Origin of the sequence: uncultured Pseudophaeobacter sp. (assembly GCA_905479575.1) — a bacterium.
Classification (GTDB): domain Bacteria; phylum Pseudomonadota; class Alphaproteobacteria; order Rhodobacterales; family Rhodobacteraceae; genus Pseudophaeobacter.
This window is the reverse complement of sequence record CAJQNB010000077.1, coordinates 1-23567: the sequence shown is the minus strand read 5'-3', so window position 1 is coordinate 23567 and position 23567 is coordinate 1. Positions and strand designations below refer to the sequence as shown.

The window sequence follows — 23567 nt, the reverse complement described above, 5'->3', positions numbered from 1 at the left end:
TTTGATTTTCCGGTCGTTCAGCAATTTTTGAACGCGGCCCACCTGTATATCCACAATCGGCGCCATGTCATTCGCGGCAAGCCGGTGGAACAGGACAATTTCGTCCAGACGGTTTAGAAATTCAGGGCGGAAATGGCCGCGCACAATATCCATCACAGCGGGTTCTGCCTCTGATATATCAGCGCCATCGGGCAAATCGGCCAAATGTTGTGACCCCAAATTGGATGTCAAAATGATAAGCGTGTTGGAAAAATCTACCGTGCGTCCTTGGCCATCGGTCAGGCGGCCATCATCCAGCACTTGCAGCAGTACATTAAACACATCGCCATGCGCTTTTTCCACCTCGTCAAACAGCACCACCTGATAAGGGCGCCGACGCACTGCCTCGGTCAAGGCGCCGCCTTCGTCATAGCCCACATAGCCGGGAGGTGCACCGATCAGACGGGCAACGCTGTGCTTTTCCATGTATTCTGACATGTCGATCCGCACCATGGCGTTGTCGTCGTCAAACAGGAAGTTCGCCACCGCCTTGGTCAGCTCTGTTTTCCCTACCCCGGTTGGCCCCAGGAACAGGAAAGAGCCCAAGGGGCGGTTTTCATCGTTGAGCCCAGCCCGTGCCCGGCGCACTGCATTGGCCACCGCCGTCACCGGCGCGTTCTGGCCAATGACACGGGAATGCAGCGCGTCTTCCATGCGCAGCAGTTTGTCGCGCTCGCCCTCCAGCATTTTGGAGGTCGGGATACCGGTCCAACGTTCCACCACCCCGGCGATTTGCTCGGGCCGCACCGCCTCTTCGACCAGCACATCCTGCTCTTCACGGCTTTCGGCCGCGACCAACTGCTTTTCCAGATCCGGGATAACGCCATAGGACAGCTCCCCGGCGCGGGCCAGATTGGCCTCACGCTTGGCGATTTCCAGATCGGCGCGGGCGCGGTCCAACTGTTCCTTGATGTCGCGGGCACCGGCCAGCTTATCCCGTTCGGCCTGCCACTGCGCGGTCATCTCAGAGGACTGTTCCTGCAGATCCGAAAGCTCCTTTTGCAGGGTTTCCAGCCGATCCTTGGAGGCGGCATCGTCTTCGACCTTCAGCGCCTCTTCCTCGATCTGCATCTGCAGGATCTGACGGTCCAGCGCATCCAGTTCTTCTGGTTTGCTGTCCACCTGCATACGCAAACGGCTGGCGGCCTCATCCACCAGATCAATGGCCTTATCCGGCAGGAAACGGTCAGTGATATAGCGGTTCGACAGGGTTGCCGCCGCGACCAGGGCGGCATCGGCGATCCGTACCCCGTGGTGCAGCTCATACTTTTCCTTGATGCCGCGCAGAATCGACACGGTGTCTTCTACCGTGGGTTCCTGCACCACAACGGGCTGGAACCGGCGGGCCAGGGCCGCGTCTTTTTCCACATATTTGCGGTACTCATCCAGTGTGGTGGCCCCGATACAGTGCAGCTCACCGCGCGCCAGCGCAGGTTTGATCAGGTTGGCCGCATCCATGGCGCCATCGGATTTGCCCGCGCCCACCAGGGTGTGCATCTCGTCAATGAACAGAATGATTTCACCCGCAGCCTCGGTGACTTCGGTCAGAACCGCCTTCAGGCGCTCTTCGAATTCGCCACGATACTTGGCCCCGGCAATCAGCGCGCCCATGTCCAGGGACAACAGCTGCTTATCGCGCAGAGATTCGGGCACATCCCCGTTGACGATGCGCAAGGCCATGCCTTCGGCGATTGCGGTTTTACCCACGCCCGGCTCACCAATGAGAACCGGATTGTTCTTGGTTCGGCGCGACAGCACCTGCATGGCGCGGCGGATTTCCTCATCGCGGCCAATAATAGGGTCAATCTTGCCTTCGCGCGCCGCCTCGGTCAGATCGCGGGCGTATTTCTTCAGCGCGTCATAGCCTTCTTCGGCGGTGGCGCTGTCCGCTGTGCGGCCTTTACGAATATCGTTGACGGCTTCATTCAGCTTCTGCGCGGTGACGTCACCTGCCTCCAGCGCGTCTTTGGCCTTGGATTTCACCATGCACAGCGCCATCAGCACCCGCTCGACGGGCACAAAGCTGTCGCCGGCCTTCTCGGCGATCTTGCTGGCCTCATCCAGAACCTTGGCAGTCTGGCCGTCCAGATAGACCTGCGCGGCGTCGCCGCTGACTTTGGGCAGCTTGCCCACGGCAATATCAACAGCCACAACCACCTGGGCGGCATTGCCACCAGATTTACCAATCAGATTGCTCGCCAGCCCCTGATCGTCATCCATCAATGCTTTGAGTAGATGTTCCGGCATCATCCGCTGATGCTCTTCGCGCATCGCAATGGTCTGCGCCGCCTGCACGAAACCCCGTGCCCGCTCGGTGAACTTGTTCAAGTCCATGTCTTTCTCCTTTTACAAGCGCCCGAATAGATGTGGTTGCGCCCGCTTTGCGGCACGCCCCGGTCCGGGCCTCACAGATCAATTTGGGAGGTCTTAGCGCCTCTTCAAGATCATACTGTGGCAAAATTCCTGAAAAATCCCTGATATGTATCAATGCCAAGGAAAGACTCCCCCTTTTGGGGCTTTCCCCACTCTCAGCAGCGCAGTAGGAAAGCGCCAATCCCTCAGCCCTGATACTCAGCCCAGATTTCCGGAGAAGCCTCATGTCCCAGACCACAGCCGCCGACCGCCTGATTGTTGCCATGGATGTTCCCGATGCCTTGGCCGGGTTGAAGCTGGCCGAACAGCTGGGCGATGCAGTTTCCTTCTACAAGATCGGCCTTGGCATGCTGACAGGCGGCGGGTTGGCGCTGGCCAATGAGCTAAAGCAGGAGCTGGGCAAGCGGATCTTTCTCGACATGAAGCTGTTTGACATCGGCGCCACCGTTGAAAGCGCCGTGCGTGGCCTGGCGCAGTTTGACCTGGATTTTCTGACGGTGCATGGCGACCCCTATGTGGTGAAAGCCGCCAAAGAGGGCGCTGCAGGCAAAGACATGAAGATCCTCGCCGTGACCATTCTGACCTCGCTGGATCGCGGTGATCTGGATGGCGCCCTGATCAAACCCGGTGAGATCCGCGATTTGGTGCAGGAACGCGCCGGCAATGCCTTTGCCGCTGGTGCCGATGGGGTGATTGCCAGCCCACAAGAGGCGGCGCTCATTCGCGCCCTGCCCGAGGCCGCAGGCAAGCTGATTGTCACCCCAGGCGTGCGCCCGGTGGGGGCAGATCTGGGGGATCAAAAGCGTGTGGCAACTCCGGCCAGTGCCATTGCCGATGGCGCCGATCACATTGTGGTAGGACGCCCCATCTGGCAAGCTACTGATCCACGGGCAGCAGCCCTAGCGATTCTAGACGAGCTCCGCGCGGCCTGAGCCGTAAAAAACCAGTCAGCGTGGATCGCATCCGCTCCCTTTGGCGATCAGGAGGGAGCGGCAATTGTTGCGGCGCTTTTCTGGCGCATTACCTGATCGTTTGCCACTGAAAAGAGTTGCAAACCCCGATCAATGCCACGTCTGCCCAAAAATGCATCAAACAAATTACTTTGGGATCGCCTTCCCAGCAACGAAGGCTTGATACGCAATCCCGCAGCTTACCCTGCGTCAACACCCTGTATTCAAGTGAAAATTCCATCCCACGCGCCTTGCTGTGCCAAATTGCCACGTGACACGAAAGCCACATCGAACGGTTGCGCACCAATACGCACACACGATGAAATTTGCGTAACGCTCCGCTATGGGCGATTCTGATCCCGAGACACTCCCCTGACGAGCTCCTCTTCCTGAGGCTCGTCTTCCTGCCCCCGCCTGAGAGCGGGGGAATTTTTTGCCCTGATCATAGAAAAAAACACGGTGCGCTCTTGCAGCGCCGCGACCCAGCCCATCGGTGCAGACCGCGGCTCAGCCCGTCAGGTAGCTTTGCAACTGTTCGGCAAAATGCGGCACCGCCAGGGCGTGGCTGCAATAACTCTGCGGCGCCATCAGGCGCCAGCATTGCCCCTCAGACCCCAGCCGGACCTGTTTCACCAGCTCCGCCGGTTGATGGCTGGCAAAGAACCAAACAGTGCCACGTGGACGCTGGTAACTTTGGGACCAGGTCAGATCTGACGCAGGGATCGACAGGCCGACTTCTTCTAGGGTTTCGCGCAGCACACAGGCTTCGGGGCTTTCCCCGTCTTCGCGCCCGCCTCCGGGCAGATCCCAATAGCCCGGATAGGGAATATCCGGCTTGTCATCGCGCTTGATCACCAACAGATCGTGCCCCAGAAACAGGGCCAGTTTTGCACCGGAAAAAGACATGTTCTTCACTTGTAAGCTGATAGTCCTACAGACAAGCCGAAACAGCCGGGGTAAAATGCTGTATCGCTCCACACAGAGATAAAGCCTCCACTGCGCCATGCAAGCCCTATGCCGTGATTGCCTCAGCCAGATCGCTCCGACGCGACGCTGCCCAAACTGTGGCAGCCCGCGCATCAAACAGCATGATGAGCTATTCTCTTTGACCATCGCCCATATGGATTGCGATGCCTTTTATGCGAGCGTCGAGAAACGCGACAATCCCGAGCTCGCCAGCAAACCGGTGATCATCGGCGGCGGCAAGCGCGGGGTTGTGTCCACCGCCTGTTATGTGGCGCGCATCCGCGGCGTTCGCTCTGCCATGCCGATGTTTCAGGCGCTGAAGCTCTGCCCCGATGCGGTGGTGATCAAACCGCGCATGTCCGCCTATGTCGAGGTCAGCCGGGCGGTGCGCGCGATGATGGATGAGCTCACCCCCGAAGTGGAGCCCCTGTCGCTGGATGAGGCCTTTATGGATTTGTCTGGCACCGAGAAACTGCACGGCCGCCCCCCCGCAGTGATGCTGGCGCGATTGGTCAAACGGATGAAAGACGAGCTGGGGATCACCGGGTCCATCGGGTTGTCGCACAATAAGTTCCTGGCCAAGGTCGCCTCTGACCTGGATAAACCGCGCGGATTTTCGGTTATTGGCAAGGGCGAGACCGCCGATTTCCTGCGCGACAAGCCGGTGCGGCTGATCTGGGGAATTGGCCCGGCGGCGCAGGCCTCTTTGGACAAGGCCGGTATTCGCAGTTTTTCTGATCTGCTGCGCTGGGAGCAACAGGATCTTGTCGCCCGCTTTGGTGGCACCGGGGAGCGGCTGTGGCATCTGGCCCGCGGCGAAGACCGCCGCCGTGTGTCGGCAAACGCCCCGGTGAAATCAATCTCAAAAGAGACCACCTTTATGGAGGACACCGCCAGCCTGGATGTGTTGGACGGCCATCTGTGGCGACTGGCAGAACAGGTGGCGGATCGCGCCAAGGCCAAATCCATGGCCGGGCGGGTGGTGACACTCAAACTGAAGCGGGCCAATCATTCGGCTCTGACCCGGCGGATATCGCTGCACAGCCCAACCCAACTGGCTGATGTGATCTATCGCCAATCCCGCGCCTTGCTGGATCAGGTTGGCGCCCAGGGCCCGTACCGGCTGCTTGGCTGTGGCATCTCGGATCTGGTCCCCGAGTCGCAGGCCGATTCCAGTGGCGATCTGCTGGACCCACAGGCAGGAAAGCGCGCCCAGGCAGAGCGCGCCACGGATGCGATTCGAAAACGATTTGGCGACAGCGCCATTCTGAAAGGGCGCGCCCTGCGCTAAGGGCCTGGACCCACCCTCCGTTCGCCGCCGGTCTATTCAGCCGCCAGCGGCATGTTACTATCCTCTGGTTTTATCGCGGCAATTTCCCCCGCGACCCGCCCCAACAGCTCGCGGAAGGCCGCGAAATCTTCATTTGGGCGCACCTCGGCCTCATTCATATACAGAGAGCGATCAATCTCGATCTGCACCGCATGCTGCCCCCGCGATGGGCGCCCATAGGTGCGGGTAATATAGGCGCCGGCAAAGGGCGCATTGCGCGCCACCCGCAATCCCGCCCCAACAAAGGCTGATTCGACCTGGTCCATCACCGCCGCCCCGGCGGAAGAGCCAAACCGATCGCCCAGCACCACCTCGGGCGGGACAGCCCCCCGCGCGGGCAGAGTTGCAACGGCCTCGTGGGGCATGGAATGGCAATCAATAAGAATGGAATGGCCAAACCGGCCCTGTGCCTGTCGCATCAACCCCTGAAGGGCGGTGTGGTAGGGATGCCAATAGTCCTGAATGCGCCGCTGCGCCTCTTGCTGGTGCATTTTACCCCGGTAAATCGCCCGACCATTTGCCACCACACGGGGAATCACCCCAAGCCCCGAAGCAATCCGAGGATTCTGCCCCCGGCGCGACACCCCCTGAATCAGGGCTGGGTCCAGTTCGTCTGTGGCGCGATTGAGATCCAGAAAGGCGCGGGGCTTTTGCGCCGTAAGCAAAGGTGCCCCGAATCTGGTCACATCCGCAAAAAGCTGATCCACAAAGGCATCTTCCGAGCTGCGAATCTGCTGGGCATCCAAAATTGAACTCTGCAAAAAGGCAGAATCGTAATCAGATCCGCTATGAGGTGAGGCAAAAACCACCGATGACGTCAGTTCAACCGGCGAAAAAACGGAAAATGCTTGCTTTGACATAGGTGCTTCTGCCCTTGGTTTCTTGAAATCACCATAGAGCGAAAATTCTAGCATCAAAAGCTCTTGCGCCCCTTCGCGACTCTGATTATAGACCCCTTCACCGGCGCGGTTCTCCGCGTCCCATTTATTTTGGGACAGGGGGTCGCAAGGGTTTCATGGGCGCTTAGCTCAGCGGTAGAGCACTTCGTTGACATCGAAGGGGTCACAAGTTCGAACCTTGTAGTGCCCACCATGAATTCACTGTTCTGGCCATTCGGTCGGGACATCCGCAAACCCAGGCGCTGGTTCGCGCCGCAGAACAGGAGAATGACTATGAAAGTCAAGAATTCGCTCCGCTCGCTCAAGAACCGGCACCGTGATTGCCGCATTGTGCGTCGCAAGGGCCGCGTCTACGTGATCAACAAGACACAGCCGCGCTTCAAAGCACGCCAGGGCTGAGACTAAGATCTCGCTCTAATCGGAAGAACCGCATCCTTGGATGCGGTTTTTTTGTGTTCGGACACTGCCCAGTCCGTCCTTGATCCAGTACGTCCTTGATCCGGACTTCCCTTGTTTCCTTTCCCCACCCCGATGGCGCTTTCATCCGCAGCTGCGGGTCCGTCAGGGATTTTTTCTGATGGTTTTTGTCAGTTTTCATTTCCCTTCTCCGGATTTTTCTATAATTGACAAAATCAGTCGGAAACTCCGCAGACCCAACGCGGACTATTTGTAGATCGGAATCGCTATGTTGAAAGCCACAACCATCCTTGCAGGCGCTCTTGCAGCCGCCGTTGCAACCTCTGCCGCTGCCGAAGGTGAGTTGAACCTCTATTCCTCACGCCACTATGACACCGACGAGCGCCTCTATTCCGATTTTGAGGAGGCCACCGGCATCACCATCAACCGGATCGAAGGCAAAGCAGACGAGCTGATCGCCCGCATGTCCGCCGAAGGCGCCAATTCTCCTGCCGATATCCTGCTGACCGTGGACACCTCGCGGCTGGCCCGCGCCAAAAATGCAGGCATCTTGCAGCCCGTGGACAGCGCGGTTCTGGAAGCCAAGGTTCCCAGCTACATCCAGGACAGCGACAACCAGTGGTTTGGCTTCTCACAGCGCGCCCGGATCATCTTTTATGACAAAAACGATGTCGCCACCCCACCGCGCACCTATCTGGAACTTGCCGATCCGGCCTACAAAGGTCAGATCTGCATTCGCTCTTCCAGCAACACCTATAACCAGACTTTGCTAGCCTCTATCGTCACCCACCACGGCGTGGAAAAGGCTGCGGACTGGGCCAAAGGCGTCGTTGCCAATATGGCCCGCGCGCCCCAGGGCGGTGACACCGACCAAATGCGCGGCATCGTTTCCGGCGAATGCGAAATTGCCGTTGGCAACAGCTACTATTTTGCCCGCTCGATCCGCAAGAACGTCAAAGGCCTGTCCGACAGCCGTGACATGATCGGCTGGGTCTTCCCCTCGCAGGATGCCGAAGGCGCCCACATGAACCTTTCTGGTGCCGGCGTTGCCGCCAATGCACCCAACCGCGACAATGCGGTGAAGTTCCTGGAATATCTCGCCTCGGATCAGGCGCAGCAGTATTTCTCGGCGGGCAACGACGAATACCCCGGCGTGCCCGGTGTTGGTCTGGCGCCAAGCATTGCCGCCCTGGGCTTCTTCAAGCCTGACGATGTGAACCTGTCTGAGGTCGCCAAGAACATCCCCGAAGCGCAGAAAATCTTTGATCAGGCCGGCTGGGAATAAACACCCTCCCCTGACCGCAAATCCACCCGGAGCAGAAATTCTGCTCCGGGTGTTTTTTTCTTGCGCGAATCTCATATCTGGGAAATATTCTCCCATTATAGAGAGGTGATACAGATGCAAAGCTTTAACAGCCGCCTGGCCGACCGGCTGGCGACACTCAGACAGGACAGGGGCTGGTCACTGGACCAGTTGGCGCAGGCAAGCGGCATCAGCCGGGCCAGCCTGTCGCGTTTGGAAAAGGGCGAGGTCAGCCCAACCGCTGAAAGCCTCGGCCAGCTGTGTGCCGCATATGCGCTGCCAATGTCGCGGCTGATGATGCAGGTAGAAGACAGCCACGCGCCGCTGATTGCCGCCGCTGACCAACAGATATGGCGCGATCCAACCACCGGGTTTGAGCGACGGCAGCTCTCGCCCCCCGCGCCGACCTTGGCTGGCGAGGTCATTGCCGGCTATTTGCCGCCCGAGCAGACCATCACCTATGATTCCCCGTCGCGCCCTGGTCTGGAACACCATCTGATCCTGCAACAGGGGGCGCTGCAGCTGACCCTCTCCGGGACAACCCATGCGCTGCAAGTCGGTGATTGCCTGCGCTATCACCTGACCGGATCCTCACAATTTTCATCAGGGCCCCAGGGGGCCCGCTACATCCTGGTACTGATATGACACTCGACATACGCCCTGTGACTGCCACTGAACTGCATGGCCTGACCGACGCGCTGGCCGAGATCCTATGGGCCTGCGTTCAGGCCGGTGCCAGTGTCAGCTTTGTCCTGCCCTTTTCCCCCCAAGATGCCGCCCGGTTCTGGAGCGATCAGATCTTTCCCGCAGTGCAACGCGGCGACACCATACTGTTTGGCGCCTTTGTTGACGGTGAGCTGCAAGGCACCGCGCAGCTGGTGGTTTCGCAGCCTCCCAACCAACAACACCGCGCAGATGTGGCCAAACTGCTGGTTCACCCAAAGGCCCGCCGCGGCGGGATGGGCCGGACATTGATGCAGGCCCTAGAAGCGCAGGCGCGGCACCAGCACAAGACGCTGTTGGTTCTGGACACCCGCTCCGGCGATCCCTCGCAGCAACTGTATGAAAGCCTCGGCTATCAGGTTGCCGGCACAATCCCCGGATATTGCCGCAGCCCCAGCGCGGATGTTTTTGAAGCCACCACCTATCTGTTCAAGCCCCTCCTGCCCGCAGATCAGGCCCCCTAGACCCGGTCCTGTCTGCTGGCCTATAGCTGCAGCAATACTAGTGACAGGCAGGAGGCCCAAATGGTTCAGATCACGGCAGCATCCCGGCGGCATAATCTCTCGCGAGGCGCGTTATGACCCGCCTGCCTGTTACCGTGCTCAGCGGCTATCTGGGTGCGGGGAAAACCACTCTGATTAATCGCCTGCTGGCCGAAGACCACGGGTTACGGCTGATGGTTGTGGTCAATGATTTTGGTGCGGTGAACATTGATGACGCCCTGATCCAGGCCGAAGAGGGCGCGACCCTGGCGCTGACCAATGGCTGTGTCTGCTGCAGTATGGATCAGGATCTGCAGATGGCGCTGCGCAAGATCGCTATTCAGGCCGACCGCCCGGATCATATCCTGATCGAGGCCAGCGGCGTGTCAGATCCGTCTGCGATTGCGGCCACCATCCAAAACATCCCTGACCTGATCTATGGCGGCATCGTCTCCTTGGTGGATGGCACAAACACCCCGGAGCTGTTGGCCGACCCGGCAGTGGCCGACCTGGTGCGTCAGCAAATCAGCAGCGCCGATCTGGTGCTGGTGAGCAAAACCACCGCGCTGGATACGGATCTGCAGGCGCAGCTTTCCCAGATCGGCGCCCGCGGCTTGCGCCTGTTGGATGCGACGCCATTGGCTGACCTGCTGTTTGATGTGCTGCCGCTGCCGCAAAGCCGTAGCAGGATCACAGCGCATCCGGCCTTTACCACCTGGCAATTTGACAGCGAAACACCCCTTGATCGCCGTGAACTTGGCGACAAGCTGGCAGCGCGGCCACAGGGGCTATACCGGATGAAGGGATTTGTGCTGACCACCGGCGGCGCCTATGCGCTGCATATTGTCGGCCAAAACGTCGAGGCCAAGCGCTGCGACGCGACCCAGACCCAACTGGTGGCTCTGGGGCCAAAGGATCAGATCAGCCGGGATCAGATTGAGGATTGGTGGAACGGTTGAGCGGTTGAGCGGCGATAGCAGCGCTTGCCTAGCGCCGTCCTACCTGACGACAGATCAGGATCACCGGCAACAGCCCAAGTGCTACGATGACCAGCGACGGCACCGCCGCGCCTTCCAGCCGCTCATCCGAGGCCAATCGGTAGGCCTGCACCGCCAGGGTGTCATAGTTGAAGGGGCGCATGATCAGAGTGGCCGGCAGTTCCTTCATCACATCGACAAAGACTATCAGTAGGGCGGTCAGCAAACTGGGGGTAAGCATCGGCAGGTGCACGCGGCGCAACATTCCCAGGGGTCCCTGCCCCAATGACCGCGCTGCCGCATCCATATTGGCATGCACCGTGGACTGCCCGCTTTCATAGGCGCCAAGCGCCGCCGCCAGAAAGCGCACCATATAGGCCGCCACCAACAGCCAGATCGAGCCTGAAATCAGCAGCCCGGTGCGGATCTCAAAATTGGCCCGCATCCAGGCGTCCAGGGCATTGTCAAAGGCGGCAAAAGGCACCATCAGCCCCACCGCAATAACTCCACCGGGCACCGCATAGCCCAACCGGGACATATAAGCCGCCGTCGAGGACGTCCGCCCGGGGCGCAGCCGCTGATAAAAGCCAAGGCAGACCGCCGCCAGCACCGTCAGCAGCGCAGCCAGTGTTGCCAGGGTAAGGGAGTTTTGCAAAAAGCCAATATAGCGGCGGCTTAGCAGGTTTTGTTCGGACTGCAGCCCCATATTGAACAGGATAATCACCGGCAGCAAAAAGCCCAGACAGACCGGCAGCGCACAAAGCACCCAGGCGCCGCCAGATTGCCAGCCTTTGAGCTCAGCCGGTGGCATCGCCGCGTGCTGTTTACCCGCCTGATGATAGCGCGCCTTGCCACGAGTCGAACGTTCCACCACGGCCAGCGCCAGCGCAAAACTCAGCAAGCACAGCGCCAGTTGCGCGGCCCCCGCCCGATCCCCCATGGAGAACCAGCTGGTGTAGATCCCGGTGGCAAAGGTCTGTACGCCAAAGTAGGACACGGTGCCAAAATCCGCGATGGTCTCCATCACTGCCAGCAACACGCCCGAGGCAATTGCAGGACGTGCCATTGGCAGGCTGACCAGCCAAAAGGCCTGAAAGGCGTTTTTCCCCAGCGCCCGCGCCGCCAGAAAGGCACCGCCGCTTTGCTGCAAAAAGGCAGCCCGCGCCAACAGATAGACATAGGGATACAGCACCAGCACCAGCATCACCGCCGCGCCCCCCAGGGACCGGATCTCGGGGAACCAGTAATCGCGCGGCCCCCAGCCGGTCACCTGGCGCAAACTGCTCTGCACAATGCCGGGATGGTCCAACACAAAGGTATAGGCATAGGCCAGAACATAGGCCGGAAAGGCCAGCGGCAAGACCAGGGCGATTTCAAACAGCCGCACGCCGGGAAACCGTGTCATGGTCACCAGCCAGGCAGCACCAACACCAATTCCCAGTGTGCCCACAGACACCAGAGCCACCAAAGCAAAGGTGGTCAGCGCATAGCCGCTTAGCACGGTATCGACCAGATGTCGGATCGTCTCTGTGCCGCCGGTCAGCGCCGCCAGAGCCACCGCAACCATCGGCAAGATACAAGCCAGCGCAACAACCCAGGCCAGAAACGAGAACACCCCGGTTCCCGACCGTCGCCCACGGCGGTTGCCCTTTGGGGCGTATTCATCTGTCTCGCTCACGGCGGTCATGTATCTGGCTCTTGGCTGTCTAGTTGGCTTTTCCCCTTATTCGATCATTTTGGTCAGAAACTCCAGCAGGAAACCCAACGCGGCTGTTTTTGCAGCGCAGGCTTTTGTAGCTGAGCAAAAGCTAGGGTCAGAAAAGGCCTACCCAAATCCGCTGACACCTATACACTGACACTCACCCCACGGTGCCACAGCCTGTGTGGGTCTTTGTGCATCTGGCTTGGCCTATGCAAGACATCCAATCCCCCCAATTACAGTGAGGCCCTGAAAGATGATTTCAGCCGATTATTGCCGTCTCCTGGCACGCTACAACAACTGGCAAAATACCTGCCTTGTTGCTGCAGCCGATGGATTGACCGATTCCGAGCGCTGGCAGGATCGGGGCGCGTTTTTTAAATCCATAGCTGCAACATTGAACCATCTCTATTGGGCAGACGCCCTCATGCTTGAGCGCATCAAAGGCAACCAACGCCCACAGGATTCGATCACACATGCGCTGACCAGCCCCTCAGATTGGGCTGAGTTCAAGCACCTCCGCACAGGCCGGAATGCAGAAATCGAAAACTGGGCAGCCGACCTGACCAACGCAGAGCTCAATGGCTCGACCAGCTGGTATCCGCCTGACGGTGCTGCCAGGATCGAAATGGCAAAAGCGATCTGCGTCGTTCAGCTGTTCAACCACCAGACCCACCACCGGGGGCAGATACACGCCATGCTCACAGCGGCGGGTGCTGAACCTGCGCCAACGGACATTCCGGCGATGCCATAAGCATGTTCGCGCATGGCCCCGGCCAGCGTTGTCCCCCATCCCTCCCATATAAAAATCCCCCCGACAGCCGCCAGGCAGATCGGAGGGAAAGGACACCGACAAGCAGTGCGGGGATACGAGAGCCCGGCCTCAGGCTGCCGTGCCGAGGAGTGTTTAATCGTAGCTGCGCTGATCCTCGATCACCAAGCCATCCTTGGGCAGGGCACCCGGGGCGACCACTTCGATCTTAGCCTTCATCTTCAGCACTTCGATTACCGATTTGCCAAAGGTGATCTCATCGCCGGCATTGGCTTCGATCTGCACCGTCATGGTGTCCATCTCGCCATCACGGGCGGCAATCACACGGGCCTTGACGATCTCATCATGCTTTTCAACCAGCGCCGCGACCTGTTCAGGACGGACAAACATGCCCTTGATCTTGGTGGTCTGATCCGCGCGCCCCATCCAGCCCTTGATCCGCAGGTTGGTCCGCCCGCAGGGGGAGGTGCCCGGCAGGATGGCCGACAGATCACCCGTGGCAAAACGGATCAGCGGATAGTCTGGGTTGAGCGTTGTCACCACCACCTCGCCCACTTCACCGGGTGCAACAGGTGTGCCGGTACCAGGGGTGACGATCTCGACGATGACGTTTTCATCAACGATCATGCCCTCCATCGCAGCGCTCTCATAGGCGATACTGCCAAGATCCGCTGTGGCGTAGCTTTGCAGGCAGGTAATACCGCGATCCGCATATTCCTGACGCAGCGAGGGAAACAGCGCACCGCCGCCAACCGCCGCCTTGGTAAAGCCCAGCTTTACGCCCATGGTTTCGGCCTTGTCGAGAATGACCTTCAGGTAGTCAGGCGTGCCGGCATAGGCCGTGGCACCCACATCCCGTGCCGCTGTCACCTGCAACTCGGTCTGGCCGGTGCCAGCCGGTAGCACCGCAGCACCAACGGCGCGGGCGCCGTTTTCAAAGATCATGCCAGCAGGGGTCAGATGGTAGCCAAAGCAGTTCTGCACCACATCACCAGCGCCGATGCCAACCGCATGCAGGAAGCGCCCCATGCGCCACCAATCGTGATCAACGCCGCCCGGTTCATAGATCGGACCTGGCGACTGGAAAATATGGGCAAACCCAGAGGCCGGTTTCACAGTGAAACCACCAAAAGGCGCATTGCCGCCCTGAGCCTTGCTGAGGTCAGACTTGCGCAGTACCGGCAGTGCCGCCAGATCTGCAGCCGACGTTATGCTACTGGCTTCAATCCCGCTCAGGCTGTCGGCATAACCGGCAGCCGTTTGGGCCAAAGCAATCTGTTTGGGCAGCGCCGCGGCCAGATCACTGGCGCGCTGGTCGTCGGACCGCGTTTCTAGGGTATCAAAATAGGTCATAGGTTCACCATCACTCCCTTAGCTCAACCACCGCTTACGACGGCGATAGGAACGCACATCGCGGAAGCTCTTGCGGCCATCATCGGACATGCCAAGGTAGAACTCTTTTACATCAGGGTTTTCGCGCAGCTCTGCTGCGGGACCATCCATCACCACCCGGCCGGATTCCAGAATATAGCCATAATGGGCATAGCGCAGCGCCACATTGGTGTTCTGTTCCGCCAGAAGGAAGGTCACGCCTTCCTGTTCGTTGATGGTTTTGACGATCTCAAAGATCTGTTCCACCAGCTGGGGTGCCAGCCCCATCGAGGGTTCATCCAGCAGGATGGTTTCAGGGCGGCTCATCAAAGCGCGGCCCATGGCCACCATCTGCTGTTCCCCACCCGAGGTATAGCCCGCCTGGCTTTTGCGGCGTTCTTTCAGACGTGGAAAATAGGTATAAACCATTTCAAGATCTTGCTGGATCTTCGCACCCCGGTCAGCTCGGGTATAGGCGCCAGTCAACAGGTTTTCTTCGACTGTCAGGTGCTCAAAGCAGTGGCGGCCTTCCATCACCTGGATGACGCCGTTGCGCACCAGTTCGGCAGGGTCTGCATCGTGAACATTCTTGCCACGGTATTTCACCGATCCCTTGGTCACCTCGCCGCGCTCCGAGCGCAGCAGGTTCGAGATCGCCTTGAGCGTTGTGGTCTTACCGGCACCATTGCCGCCCAAAAGCGCTGTAATGCCGCCTTTTGGAACATTGAGGCTGACGCCTTTCAGCACCAGGATCACGTGATTGTAGATCACCTCGATATTGTTGACCTCTAGCAGGGTCTCGGCCTGCACATCAGTGGTGTTGGCTGCATCCAGCATCAAAGCTTGTCCTCATACGGTCCAGGGCGCTGTTTTTGGCGCATCCGGGTCTGGTCGGTGTGGCGCGGCAGGATGAAGCCGCCGCGCCGGATTAAGGCCCGACCCCACACAGATGTGGGATCGGATTAGTCTTTAGTTACACTGGGATTCGATGTTGTTTTCAGCCGCATAAGACGCAGAGTCTGCATCAATCAGCGGCTTGATCACATCCGTGTCGGTCTTTTGGAAATCGGACACCAGGCTCCAGGTTTTGGACGCAGCGTCCCACTGGGTCATACCAACGAGGCCAGGGCCACCGTGGTTTTCACAGGACACGTTGAAGGAGGGGCCAAAGTAGGGCATGCCAAGCGAGGACATCCGGGCTTCGGGCATTTCCAGAGCTTCCATGCCATCGCGCATCATCGCAGGAGTGATATCAGCTGTGCCGTGGATTTCCTGAGCGGTTTTGGCGGCTTCAACTGCCAGCATCGCCGCATAGAGACCACGGTTATACAGCACGTTGCCGATTTGATCGCCAGCGCCAGCTGCCTTACCTGTGTCAACAACATATTTCTGGATGTCGTCAAACACGGGGAAGTCACGGCCAACGTTGTGGAACGTCACAGCTTTGTAGCCATCAGCAGCAGCGCCCGCGGACAGAACGTCATGCTCAGCACCGGACCACCAGACACCAATGAAGTTTTCCATTGGGAAACGGATGTTTGCGGCTTCCTGAACGGCAACCTGGTTCATCACGCCCCAGCCCCACATCATGACAAAGTCAGGACGCTCGCGGCGGATTTGCAGCCACTGGGATTTCTGCTCCTGACCAGGGTGGTCAACAGGCAGAGCGGTCAGTTCAAAACCGTGCTTTGCAGCCAGCTCTTCCAGGGTGCGGATAGGCTCCTTACCGTAGGCAGAGTTGTGGTAAACCAGAGCAATTTTCTTGCCCTTCAGGTCGCCACCGTTTTCGTCCAGCAGGTAGTTGATGATGCCAGATGCGCCATCCCAGTAGTTGGCCGGATAGTTGAAGACATTGCCAAAGACATCGCCATTGGCAGCTGAGGTCCGGCCATAGCCCATGGTGTGGAGCGGGATGCCGTCAGCAGCGGTTTTTGGGATCAGCTGATAGGTAATGCCAGTGGAGAGCGGTTGATACACCAGGGCACCTTCGCCTTTGGTGGATTCGTAGCATTCCACACCTTTTTCGGTGTTATAGCCGGTCTCGCACTCGATCAGGCGTGCCTTGACACCACCGATACCGCCATCACGCTCGTTTACGAGGGTGAAATAGTCAGCATAGCCATCCGCAAACGGGATACCGCCCGCAGCATAGGGGCCGGTACGATAGCTCAGCGATGGGAACACCAGGTCCGCCATTGCCGGACCCGCAGCCATCATGGCGCCCAGCGCCAAAGTGGTAAGTTTCATTTTCATCGGTATTCATCCTCCCTTGGTCTCATCCGATAGTCGTCTTGGGTAGGCGGGGCCGAAATATTGCTCTTGTCCCCGCCGCTCTTCTCATACCTTGCCGCGTTAGTGCGGGAAGGGCCATAGCCTCAGTTTCTCTTTTGCAACGCGCCAAAGCTGCGCCAGCCCATGTGGTTCCACAATCAGGAAAAACACGATCAGTGCCCCGACGATCACCAGCTGGAAATGGGCCACGATATCTGTGGGCCAACCCAGCACATCCACGCCGACCACCTTTAGAATTACCGGCAGCAGGACCAGAAAGGCCGCGCCAGCAAAGGAGCCAAAGATCGAGCCCAGGCCACCAATGATCACCATGAACAAAACCTGGAACGACTTGGTGATGCCAAAGGCCTCGCCGACTTCTACCGCACCAAGGTACAGCGCAAAGAACAACGCCCCAGAGATGCCGATAAAAAAGCCAGAGACTGCAAAGGCGGTCAGTTTCGCCTTCAGCGGGTTTACCCCGATGATTTCCGCCGCGATATCCATGTCGCGGATCGCCATCCAGCTGCGGCCAACGGTGCCACGGGTCAGGTTACGGGCCACCAAAGCAGAGAGCGTCAGGAAGGCCAGGCAGAACAGATAGGTTGCCCAGGCGGGTGCGTTGGGGCCGGTGATCAGGATGCCAAAGACATCACGCTCAGGCGCGTTGATCTGGCCAGAGGCAGAATAGTTGTAAAACCATGGCACCCGGTTGAACAACCAGACCAGGAAGAACTGCGCCGCCAGTGTCGCCACCGCCAGGTAAAAGCCCTTGATGCGCAGGCTTGGCAGGCCAAACAGCACACAGACCAGGCCTGTAACCCCGCCCGCCAGCAATACATGGATAAACATGCTCACTTCGGGGAAGGCGGTCATCAGCTTGTAACAGGCATAGGCGCCCACAGCCATAAAACCACCAGTCCCAAGGCTCACCTGACCGGCATAGCCAACCAGAACATTGAGGCCGATCGCAGCGATTGAGTAGATCAGAAACGGCAGCAAAATGGCGCTGGCCCAGTAGTCATTGATAAGGAACGGAATGACCAGAAAGGCGATGAGCAGCACAAAGTAATACCGATAGCGATCAAACTTGATCGGGAAGGTCTGGCTGTCCTGTTCATAAGAGACTTTGAAGTCTCCGGCTTCGCGATAGAACATGGGTTAGATGCTCCCCTGTTGGTGCGCGCGATTACGATCCGCTGCGCTCATTTGATTGGATTTTTTTGCATATCCGCTCGACTCAGCAGAACGGGCCAGGCGCAGATAAGCAATGATGCCGGTAAAGAGACCCCCAGCCGCCAGCAGCGCCGCGGTGACAATCTGAGCTTCGGAAAATCCATTGGCGCTGATGGCCAGGTATCCAAAGGCCCAGAAACCGGACCAGGCAATCACGTTGATGATGGCGATAAGCTTCATCCTAAATGGTCTCCTAGTTTACGGTGCGCACACACATGGCGCAGGCTGCGAGGGGTTCTTGATGCCTCCCCATCCGGAACGGAGCGGGAAGGCCAGTCTTGCTTTGGGGGATCAGACCCTCTCGATGATCTTTTCGCCAAACAGGCCCTGCGGTCTGAACACCAGGAACAAGAGTGCCAACACATAGGCAAACCAGTTCTCGGTGGCACCGCCCACCATGGGGCCGATGGCAAATTCAAACATCTTTTCGCCGACGCCGATGATCAAACCACCAACAATGGCGCCGGGGATGGAGGTAAAGCCGCCCAGCATCAGAACCGGCAGGGCCTTGAGCGCAATCAGGGACAGCGAGAACTGCACCCCCGACTTGGTGCCCCAGACGATCCCGGCCACCAGGGCAACAAAGCCCGCAACCGACCAGACCAGAACCCAGATGAAGTTCAGCGAGATACCAACCGACAGCGCCGCCTGGTGGTCATCCGCCACAGCCCGCATGGCGCGGCCCTGTTTGGTATACTGGGCAAAGAGCACCAGCCCGACCACCAGAAGCGCCGCAATCACAGTCGCCACGATGTCCAGTTGGTCGATGAAGAAGCCGTAGAAATTGTCAGAGCCAAGACCTGCGGTCATGTCTTCGATCCAGAACGAGCCACCCTGGGGCAGACCCACATCCAGCTTCTTGATCTCGGAGCCCCACATCAGATCGGAAAATCCTTCGAGGAAATACGCCAGGCCAATGGTTGCCATGAACAGGATGATCGGCTCCTGGCCGACCAGATGGCGCATCACGATGCGCTGCACCAGCCAGGCAAAAATCACCATCACCCCAACCGTCAGCAAGATAGCCAGCAGCGCCGGCACATGCCAGCCAAAGTGGTGCACCTCGGTGCCAAACATCGCGTTGATGATATGGCTGAACGGCACCTGCCCCTGCATGATGCCCACCAGGGTCATCGCCGCAAACAGCGCCATAACACCCTGGGCGTAGTTGAAAATTCCGGAAGCCTTATAAATCAGGACAAAGCCCAGCGCCACCAGTGCATAGAGCACCCCGGCCATCAGCCCGTTGAAGAAGACTTCGGTTGCAAAAAGAAACTGGTCAGACATCAGTCGCTCTCCTCATATCTGTCAGAACTTTAGTCATGTGCCACCCCCAGATAGGCGTCGATCACATCCTGGTTGTTGCGCACTTCGTCCGGTGTGCCGTCGCCAATTTTTTTGCCGTAATCCATCACCACCACGCGGTCCGACAGATCCATCACCACGCCCATGTCATGTTCGATCAGGGCGATGGTGGTGCCAAATTCGTCGTTCACATCAAGAATAAAGCGGGACATGTCCTCTTTTTCCTCGACGTTCATCCCCGCCATCGGTTCGTCCAGCAGCAGCAGCTTTGGCTCTGCCGCCAGGGCCCGCGCCAGTTCCACCCGCTTTTTCAAACCATACGGCAGACGGGAAACAGGTGTTTTGCGAATGTGCTGAATTTCAAGAAAGTCGATAACCTTTTCAACCACTTCACGGTTGGCGGTCTCTTCCTTCTCAGCCTTGCCCTTCCACAATGCCTGCTGAAGCAAGTTGGTTTTCATGTGGTTCAGGCGGCCCGTCATAACATTGTCCAGAACGCTCATGCCTTCAAACAGCGCGATGTTCTGGAAGGTCCGGGCGATGCCCTGCTGTGCCACCTCATAGGGGCGCATCTGCGGGCGCGGTTTGCCATGAAACTCCACCGTGCCTTCTTGCGGCACATAGAAGCCCGAGATGACGTTCAACATCGAGGATTTGCCGGCGCCGTTGGGGCCGATGATGGCGCGAATTTCGCCTTCGCGGATATCAAAAGAGATATCCTTGATCGCCACCACACCGCCAAAGCGCAGGGTGATGTTTTTCATTTCCATCACCACACCGCCGATGGTGCGACCGTCTGCGGTGACATAGCTATCGGATTGGTCAAGCATATGCGACGTCTCCATTTTTTCGCCACACTAAAATGTTAACCAAATCAGCGGACACTTGAGAAAGATGAGCAGCAAGGAGATCCCTGCAATGTTTAGCGAGTTCGAGCACAGTTGCCTGTTGGATATGGCGCTTGAGTGCAGACGCAACGGCCTGTCCCCATCCGAAAGCCGCGCCAGTCTCAGACGCAGAACCCGTGAGTTCAGCGCGCCGCTTATGATCCGCCAGGTGGTGCATACCGCCTTTCATCCCGAACACTGCCCCGACCTCGTTTGAGATCAGGCCAAGTGGTTTGAAACGGGCGCTAGGCCTGTCTGAGTATTGCGTACTCATTCTGCGGCCACCCGCTGCTGGGCCGTAGCGGACAGATCCGCGTCAATAATGGTCAGCGTAGCGCTGATCGATCCCTTGCGACCGTCTTCATAGGTAACTTCGGTGGTGGTCGAAATCTCACCCGCCCCGTCATACAGCGCGCCAATGATGTCAGCGAATTTATCTTCGACGATCCGACGACGTACCTTGCGGGTCCGGGTCATCTCACCATCATCCGCATCCAGTTCCTTGTGCAGAACCACAAAGCGGTGCACCTGACAGCCCGACAGCATCGGATCCGCAGCCACTGATTTGTTCACCTCCGAGACATGCTCCTGGATCGACTGAAGCACCTTGGGGTGACCCGCCAATTCCTGATAGGAGGCATAGGCGATATTGTTGCGTTCTGCCCAGTTACCCACCGCCGAAAGGTCGATGTTGATGAAGGCAACGCAACGATCTTTTTCATTGCCAAACAGCACCGCCTCCAGAATGTCGGGATAGAACTTCAGTTTGTTCTCGACAAATTTGGGGGCAAACATGCTGCCATCAGCCATTTTGCCAACGTCCTTGGCCCGGTCGATGATGCGCAGATGGCCGGAGTCTGCCTCAAAGAAGCCCGCGTCACCTGTGGCAACCCAACCTTCGGGATCCTTGGTATCTGCGGTGCTTTCGGGGTTTTTGTAGTATTCCACAAAAGTACCCGGGCTCCGGTAGAAGATCTCGCCATTGTCGGAGATGCGGATTTCCACATCTGGCGCTGGTACGCCAACGGTATCCGCCCGCACTTCGCCATCTGGCTGCACGGTGATGAAAACAGTGGCTTCGGTCTGACCATAAAGCTGTTTGAGGTTAATCCCCAGCGAGCGGTAGAACTCAAAAATCTCCGGGCCGATGGCTTCACCAGCGGTATAGCCAACGCGGACATTGCCAAAACCCAGCGTGTCTTTCAGCGGACCATAGACCAGCAGATCGCCCAGCTTGTATTTCAGCCGGTCCATCATGCCAACGGGCTTGCCGTCTAGAATATCAGGACCAACCCTTTTGGCATGGGCCATAAAGTGGTGGAACATGTTGCGTTTGAAATTACCCGCGTCTTCCATGCGGATCATCACATTGGTCAGCTGAGTTTCAAACACACGTGGCGGTGCAAAATAGTAGCTGGGGCCGATCTCACGCAGATCGGTCATCATGGTCTCAGGGCTTTCCGGGCAGTTCACGCAGAACCCGCTCCAATAGGCCTGACCAATCGAGAAGATGAAGTCCCCAACCCAGGCCATCGGCAGATAGGCCAGGATCTGGTCTGTCTGTTTCAGCTTATCAAATTCGCAAGCGTTCTTAGCGCTCTCGATGATGTTGCGGTTGGACAGCACCACGCCCTTGGGTTTGCCCGTGGTGCCCGAGGTATACAACATCACGCAGGTGCTGTCGTAGGTCAGCTTGGCGCGACGTTCGTTCAGATCGGTGATCCACTCGTCATAGGCGGCGCGACCCTGGTTCTGAACATGGGAATATTCATGCAGCGCGTGGTGGTCGTATTTGCGCAGGCCCCGTGGATCCAGATAGATCAGGTGCTCAAACTGGTGCAACTGATCCTGCACCTCGATCACCTTGTCGACCTGTTCCTGGTCAGCGGCGATCACAAAGCGTGCGCCACAGTGGTCCAGCACATAGGCCATCTCTTCTGCGTTGGCGTCCTGGTACAGCGGCACCGGGATGGCGCCCACGGATTGGGCTGCAACCATCGACCAGTACATATAGGGGCGATTGCCGCCAATGATGGCGATAAAGTCGCCCTCATTAACACCAAGATTGATAAGACCAAGCGCCAGCGCCTCGATCTCCTTGGCGGTTTCCGCCCAGGTCCAGCACTGCCAAATGCCAAATTCTTTTTCCCGGTAAGCCGGCTGATCACCGAATTCCGCTACGTTGCGTTCAAGCAGCGCCGGCAGGGAGAGTTTCCCCGCAGCGCCTGACTGCATCTGAGCCAATGTCTTTCTCCTCCCATTCCGGCCTTCCCCGACCGGCAGATCGCTGTCACACGATTCTGGTCCCGACTAGGGACTGCAACATGCTAGCCGGTCAACTTTTTCGTGAAGTTTTCACAAATCTAACGAATTGTAACAGCCGTTCTCAGACTGCCTAATTTTTAGATGTCGGCAAAAAACTATGGGGCTGGAAATCACAACACTTGCCAAGATGGGCTACGGTCCGCCAACATTGCTGCCATGGAATTTGGTGCTTTGCGGGGGATATGATGAGACGTTTTCTGGCTCTGGTTCTGACCGTCTTTCTCGCCTCGCAGGTCTCTGCGGCACGGCATGCCTTTATTTTGGGAAATTCCGACTACGCAGAACTGGGGGATCTGGCCAACACCCATGCTGACGCTGAAGCCTATGCTAAAGCACTAAAAGGTCTGGGTTTTGCAGTTACCTTGACCAAGGACCTCAGCAGACGCCAGACCCTGCACGCCTTTTACAGCTTCCTCAATCAGGTCGCCCCCGGCGATGATGTTGCCTTTATCTATTCCGGGCATGGCTGGAGCAATGGCCGGGTCAACTATATTGTTCCAACCGAGGTGCAGCGCCCGCAGCCAGAGTTCCAAAAGCTGCTAGAAGACGCCACCATTCCGCTGCAGAACGGCCATAACGGCCTGCTGGATGAGCTGGAAGCCAGAGGTGTCGCGCTGACCATCGCGGTGATTGACGCCTGTCGCGACAGCCCGTTTTTGCAAAGCCCCGGTACAAAATCCATTGGTGTGACACGCGGGTTGACGCCAGTTCTGCCCAGCACCGGCACCTTTATTGTCTATTCCGCCGGCAAGGGGCAGCAGGCCCTGGATCATCTGCCAACAGACAGCCCGGATCAAAAGCTCTCTGTCTTTACCCGCAATTTTGTCCAGCACCTGAAACCGGGCACCTATCTTCAGGACGCCATTCTGGACGCCCGCAGGCAGACCACCCGACAGGCCGCCTCTTATGGCGGGCACCAGCAGCTGCCTGCCTATTATGACCAGACAACCGAACGTATTTGTCTGGCCGGGCAATGTGGCATCCAGCCGCCCTCCGCCTCTGACGAAACAGAAGCAGAGACCTCGGAACTGGATCAATGCAGCGCCTTGTTCCAAGTCGCCCAGCAGGCCGACCAGTGTTATGCGTATTCTGCCTATCAGACGGTGGATTCACAAACGAAGTGCAAATTCTTTACTAAAACAGAGAGTTGCACGGAGGATGAAGAATGGGAACCCACTACTGTCACCTGAAGCTGGACGAACGTCGCAAGCTTGCAAAGTGGCTTGAAGCCAAAATGCCGAT

At 58.2% G+C, this 23567-nt stretch carries 22 protein-coding genes and 1 tRNA gene; 11 read left to right on the top strand and 12 right to left on the bottom strand.

What is annotated here, in order from left to right; all coding sequences use genetic code 11:
• Window positions 1-2373 (bottom strand): ATP-dependent chaperone ClpB (clpB, locus tag QZ268_RS18240; RefSeq protein WP_295455370.1); only part of this gene is annotated, 2373 nt, incomplete at its 3' end.
• Between the two features lie 263 nt (window positions 2374-2636).
• Between clpB and pyrF the strand changes: the two genes are divergently transcribed.
• A complete protein-coding gene (gene pyrF, locus QZ268_RS18235) occupies window positions 2637-3344 on the top strand; it encodes an orotidine-5'-phosphate decarboxylase (RefSeq protein ID WP_295455368.1) in 708 nt (235 codons plus the stop codon).
• A 525-nt stretch (window positions 3345-3869) separates the two neighbouring features.
• Here pyrF and QZ268_RS18230 read toward each other — a convergent pair.
• The gene (locus QZ268_RS18230) at window positions 3870-4268 is read right to left on the bottom strand and encodes an NUDIX hydrolase (protein ID WP_295455367.1); all 399 of its coding nucleotides are present in this window, start codon (window positions 4266-4268) and stop codon (window positions 3870-3872) included.
• Window positions 4269-4365: 97 nt separating this feature from the next.
• On the opposite strand from QZ268_RS18230, the gene QZ268_RS18225 reads away from it, so the two are divergent.
• Window positions 4366-5619 carry a DNA polymerase IV gene (locus QZ268_RS18225; protein WP_295455365.1) on the top strand — a complete coding sequence of 418 codons (1254 nt, stop codon included), beginning with the start codon at window positions 4366-4368 and terminating at the stop codon, window positions 5617-5619.
• Between the two features lie 32 nt (window positions 5620-5651).
• Here QZ268_RS18225 and QZ268_RS18220 read toward each other — a convergent pair whose 3' ends face one another.
• The gene (locus QZ268_RS18220) at window positions 5652-6518 is read right to left on the bottom strand and encodes an N-formylglutamate amidohydrolase (RefSeq protein WP_295455363.1); all 867 of its coding nucleotides are present in this window, start codon (window positions 6516-6518) and stop codon (window positions 5652-5654) included.
• Window positions 6519-6675: 157 nt separating this feature from the next.
• Between QZ268_RS18220 and QZ268_RS18215 the strand changes: the two genes are divergently transcribed.
• The 6 genes from QZ268_RS18215 (at window position 6676) to QZ268_RS18190 (ending at window position 10441) form a co-directional block, all read left to right on the top strand.
• Window positions 6676-6750, top strand: a tRNA-Val gene (locus tag QZ268_RS18215).
• Window positions 6751-6830: 80 nt separating this feature from the next.
• Window positions 6831-6956 (top strand): type B 50S ribosomal protein L36, encoded by a 126-nt coding sequence (ykgO, locus tag QZ268_RS18210; protein ID WP_008205324.1) that lies wholly within the window; start codon window positions 6831-6833, stop codon window positions 6954-6956.
• A gap of 286 nt (window positions 6957-7242) precedes the next feature.
• Window positions 7243-8259 (top strand): Fe(3+) ABC transporter substrate-binding protein, encoded by a 1017-nt coding sequence (locus QZ268_RS18205; protein ID WP_295455357.1) that lies wholly within the window; start codon window positions 7243-7245, stop codon window positions 8257-8259.
• 114 nt (window positions 8260-8373) lie between these two features.
• Entirely contained in the window at window positions 8374-8922 is a 549-nt protein-coding gene (locus QZ268_RS18200; RefSeq protein ID WP_295455355.1) for a helix-turn-helix transcriptional regulator, read from the top strand.
• Entirely contained in the window at window positions 8919-9464 is a 546-nt protein-coding gene (locus QZ268_RS18195; protein WP_295455353.1) for a GNAT family N-acetyltransferase, read from the top strand. Before QZ268_RS18200 ends, QZ268_RS18195 begins: the two co-directional genes overlap by 4 nt.
• A gap of 113 nt (window positions 9465-9577) precedes the next feature.
• Entirely contained in the window at window positions 9578-10441 is an 864-nt protein-coding gene (locus QZ268_RS18190; RefSeq protein WP_295455352.1) for a CobW family GTP-binding protein, read from the top strand.
• A 28-nt stretch (window positions 10442-10469) separates the two neighbouring features.
• Here the strand turns inward: QZ268_RS18190 and QZ268_RS18185 are convergent, their stop codons facing one another.
• Entirely contained in the window at window positions 10470-12146 is a 1677-nt protein-coding gene (locus QZ268_RS18185) for an iron ABC transporter permease (protein WP_295455350.1), read from the bottom strand.
• A 268-nt stretch (window positions 12147-12414) separates the two neighbouring features.
• Between QZ268_RS18185 and QZ268_RS18180 the strand changes: the two genes are divergently transcribed.
• Entirely contained in the window at window positions 12415-12912 is a 498-nt protein-coding gene (locus QZ268_RS18180) for a DinB family protein (RefSeq protein WP_295455348.1), read from the top strand.
• A 153-nt stretch (window positions 12913-13065) separates the two neighbouring features.
• Here the strand turns inward: QZ268_RS18180 and QZ268_RS18175 are convergent, their stop codons facing one another.
• From QZ268_RS18175 to QZ268_RS18145, 7 genes are all read right to left on the bottom strand, one after another.
• Window positions 13066-14283: a phenylacetate--CoA ligase family protein gene (locus QZ268_RS18175; protein ID WP_295455346.1), complete on the bottom strand. Its 1218-nt coding sequence runs from the start codon at window positions 14281-14283 to the stop codon at window positions 13066-13068.
• 18 nt (window positions 14284-14301) lie between these two features.
• Window positions 14302-15138 carry an ABC transporter ATP-binding protein gene (locus QZ268_RS18170; RefSeq protein WP_295455344.1) on the bottom strand — a complete coding sequence of 279 codons (837 nt, stop codon included), beginning with the start codon at window positions 15136-15138 and terminating at the stop codon, window positions 14302-14304.
• A 132-nt stretch (window positions 15139-15270) separates the two neighbouring features.
• Window positions 15271-16554, bottom strand: a complete 1284-nt coding sequence (locus QZ268_RS18165; RefSeq protein WP_295455342.1) for an ABC transporter substrate-binding protein — start codon at window positions 16552-16554, stop codon at window positions 15271-15273.
• A gap of 99 nt (window positions 16555-16653) precedes the next feature.
• Window positions 16654-17730, bottom strand: a complete 1077-nt coding sequence (locus QZ268_RS18160; RefSeq protein WP_295455339.1) for a branched-chain amino acid ABC transporter permease — start codon at window positions 17728-17730, stop codon at window positions 16654-16656.
• Window positions 17731-17733: 3 nt separating this feature from the next.
• A complete protein-coding gene (locus tag QZ268_RS18155; RefSeq protein WP_295455337.1) occupies window positions 17734-17988 on the bottom strand; it encodes a hypothetical protein in 255 nt (84 codons plus the stop codon).
• A 111-nt stretch (window positions 17989-18099) separates the two neighbouring features.
• Window positions 18100-19095, bottom strand: coding sequence for a branched-chain amino acid ABC transporter permease (locus QZ268_RS18150; RefSeq protein ID WP_295455335.1), 996 nt, complete (start codon window positions 19093-19095; stop codon window positions 18100-18102).
• A gap of 29 nt (window positions 19096-19124) precedes the next feature.
• Window positions 19125-19943, bottom strand: a complete 819-nt coding sequence (locus tag QZ268_RS18145) for an ABC transporter ATP-binding protein (protein ID WP_027241923.1) — start codon at window positions 19941-19943, stop codon at window positions 19125-19127.
• An 88-nt stretch (window positions 19944-20031) separates the two neighbouring features.
• On the opposite strand from QZ268_RS18145, the gene QZ268_RS18140 reads away from it, so the two are divergent.
• Window positions 20032-20217 (top strand): hypothetical protein, encoded by a 186-nt coding sequence (locus tag QZ268_RS18140; RefSeq protein WP_295455333.1) that lies wholly within the window; start codon window positions 20032-20034, stop codon window positions 20215-20217.
• Window positions 20218-20270: 53 nt separating this feature from the next.
• Here the strand turns inward: QZ268_RS18140 and QZ268_RS18135 are convergent, their stop codons facing one another.
• Entirely contained in the window at window positions 20271-22235 is a 1965-nt protein-coding gene (locus QZ268_RS18135) for an AMP-binding protein (RefSeq protein WP_295455371.1), read from the bottom strand.
• Between the two features lie 275 nt (window positions 22236-22510).
• Between QZ268_RS18135 and QZ268_RS18130 the strand changes: the two genes are divergently transcribed.
• Window positions 22511-23515, top strand: a complete 1005-nt coding sequence (locus QZ268_RS18130; protein WP_295455331.1) for a caspase family protein — start codon at window positions 22511-22513, stop codon at window positions 23513-23515.
• Window positions 23516-23567: the final 52 nt, after the last annotated feature.

Bases quoted from the DNA above. Each gene is read 5' to 3' on its own strand.
- pyrF (WP_295455368.1), top strand. From the start codon at position 2,637: ATGTCCCAGACCACAGCCGCCGACCGCCTGATTGTTGCCATGGATGTT.
- QZ268_RS18230 (WP_295455367.1), bottom strand. From the start codon at position 4,268: ATGTCTTTTTCCGGTGCAAAACTGGCCCTGTTTCTGGGGCACGATCTG.
- QZ268_RS18225 (WP_295455365.1), top strand. From the start codon at position 4,366: ATGCAAGCCCTATGCCGTGATTGCCTCAGCCAGATCGCTCCGACGCGA.
- QZ268_RS18220 (WP_295455363.1), bottom strand. From the start codon at position 6,518: ATGTCAAAGCAAGCATTTTCCGTTTTTTCGCCGGTTGAACTGACGTCA.
- ykgO (WP_008205324.1), top strand. From the start codon at position 6,831: ATGAAAGTCAAGAATTCGCTCCGCTCGCTCAAGAACCGGCACCGTGAT.
- QZ268_RS18205 (WP_295455357.1), top strand. From the start codon at position 7,243: ATGTTGAAAGCCACAACCATCCTTGCAGGCGCTCTTGCAGCCGCCGTT.
- QZ268_RS18200 (WP_295455355.1), top strand. From the start codon at position 8,374: ATGCAAAGCTTTAACAGCCGCCTGGCCGACCGGCTGGCGACACTCAGA.
- QZ268_RS18195 (WP_295455353.1), top strand. From the start codon at position 8,919: ATGACACTCGACATACGCCCTGTGACTGCCACTGAACTGCATGGCCTG.
- QZ268_RS18190 (WP_295455352.1), top strand. From the start codon at position 9,578: ATGACCCGCCTGCCTGTTACCGTGCTCAGCGGCTATCTGGGTGCGGGG.
- QZ268_RS18185 (WP_295455350.1), bottom strand. From the start codon at position 12,146: ATGACCGCCGTGAGCGAGACAGATGAATACGCCCCAAAGGGCAACCGC.
- QZ268_RS18180 (WP_295455348.1), top strand. From the start codon at position 12,415: ATGATTTCAGCCGATTATTGCCGTCTCCTGGCACGCTACAACAACTGG.
- QZ268_RS18175 (WP_295455346.1), bottom strand. From the start codon at position 14,283: ATGACCTATTTTGATACCCTAGAAACGCGGTCCGACGACCAGCGCGCC.
- QZ268_RS18170 (WP_295455344.1), bottom strand. From the start codon at position 15,138: ATGCTGGATGCAGCCAACACCACTGATGTGCAGGCCGAGACCCTGCTA.
- QZ268_RS18165 (WP_295455342.1), bottom strand. From the start codon at position 16,554: ATGAAAATGAAACTTACCACTTTGGCGCTGGGCGCCATGATGGCTGCG.
- QZ268_RS18160 (WP_295455339.1), bottom strand. From the start codon at position 17,730: ATGTTCTATCGCGAAGCCGGAGACTTCAAAGTCTCTTATGAACAGGAC.
- QZ268_RS18155 (WP_295455337.1), bottom strand. From the start codon at position 17,988: ATGAAGCTTATCGCCATCATCAACGTGATTGCCTGGTCCGGTTTCTGG.
- QZ268_RS18150 (WP_295455335.1), bottom strand. From the start codon at position 19,095: ATGTCTGACCAGTTTCTTTTTGCAACCGAAGTCTTCTTCAACGGGCTG.
- QZ268_RS18145 (WP_027241923.1), bottom strand. From the start codon at position 19,943: ATGCTTGACCAATCCGATAGCTATGTCACCGCAGACGGTCGCACCATC.
- QZ268_RS18140 (WP_295455333.1), top strand. From the start codon at position 20,032: ATGTTTAGCGAGTTCGAGCACAGTTGCCTGTTGGATATGGCGCTTGAG.
- QZ268_RS18135 (WP_295455371.1), bottom strand. From the start codon at position 22,235: ATGCAGTCAGGCGCTGCGGGGAAACTCTCCCTGCCGGCGCTGCTTGAA.
- QZ268_RS18130 (WP_295455331.1), top strand. From the start codon at position 22,511: ATGAGACGTTTTCTGGCTCTGGTTCTGACCGTCTTTCTCGCCTCGCAG.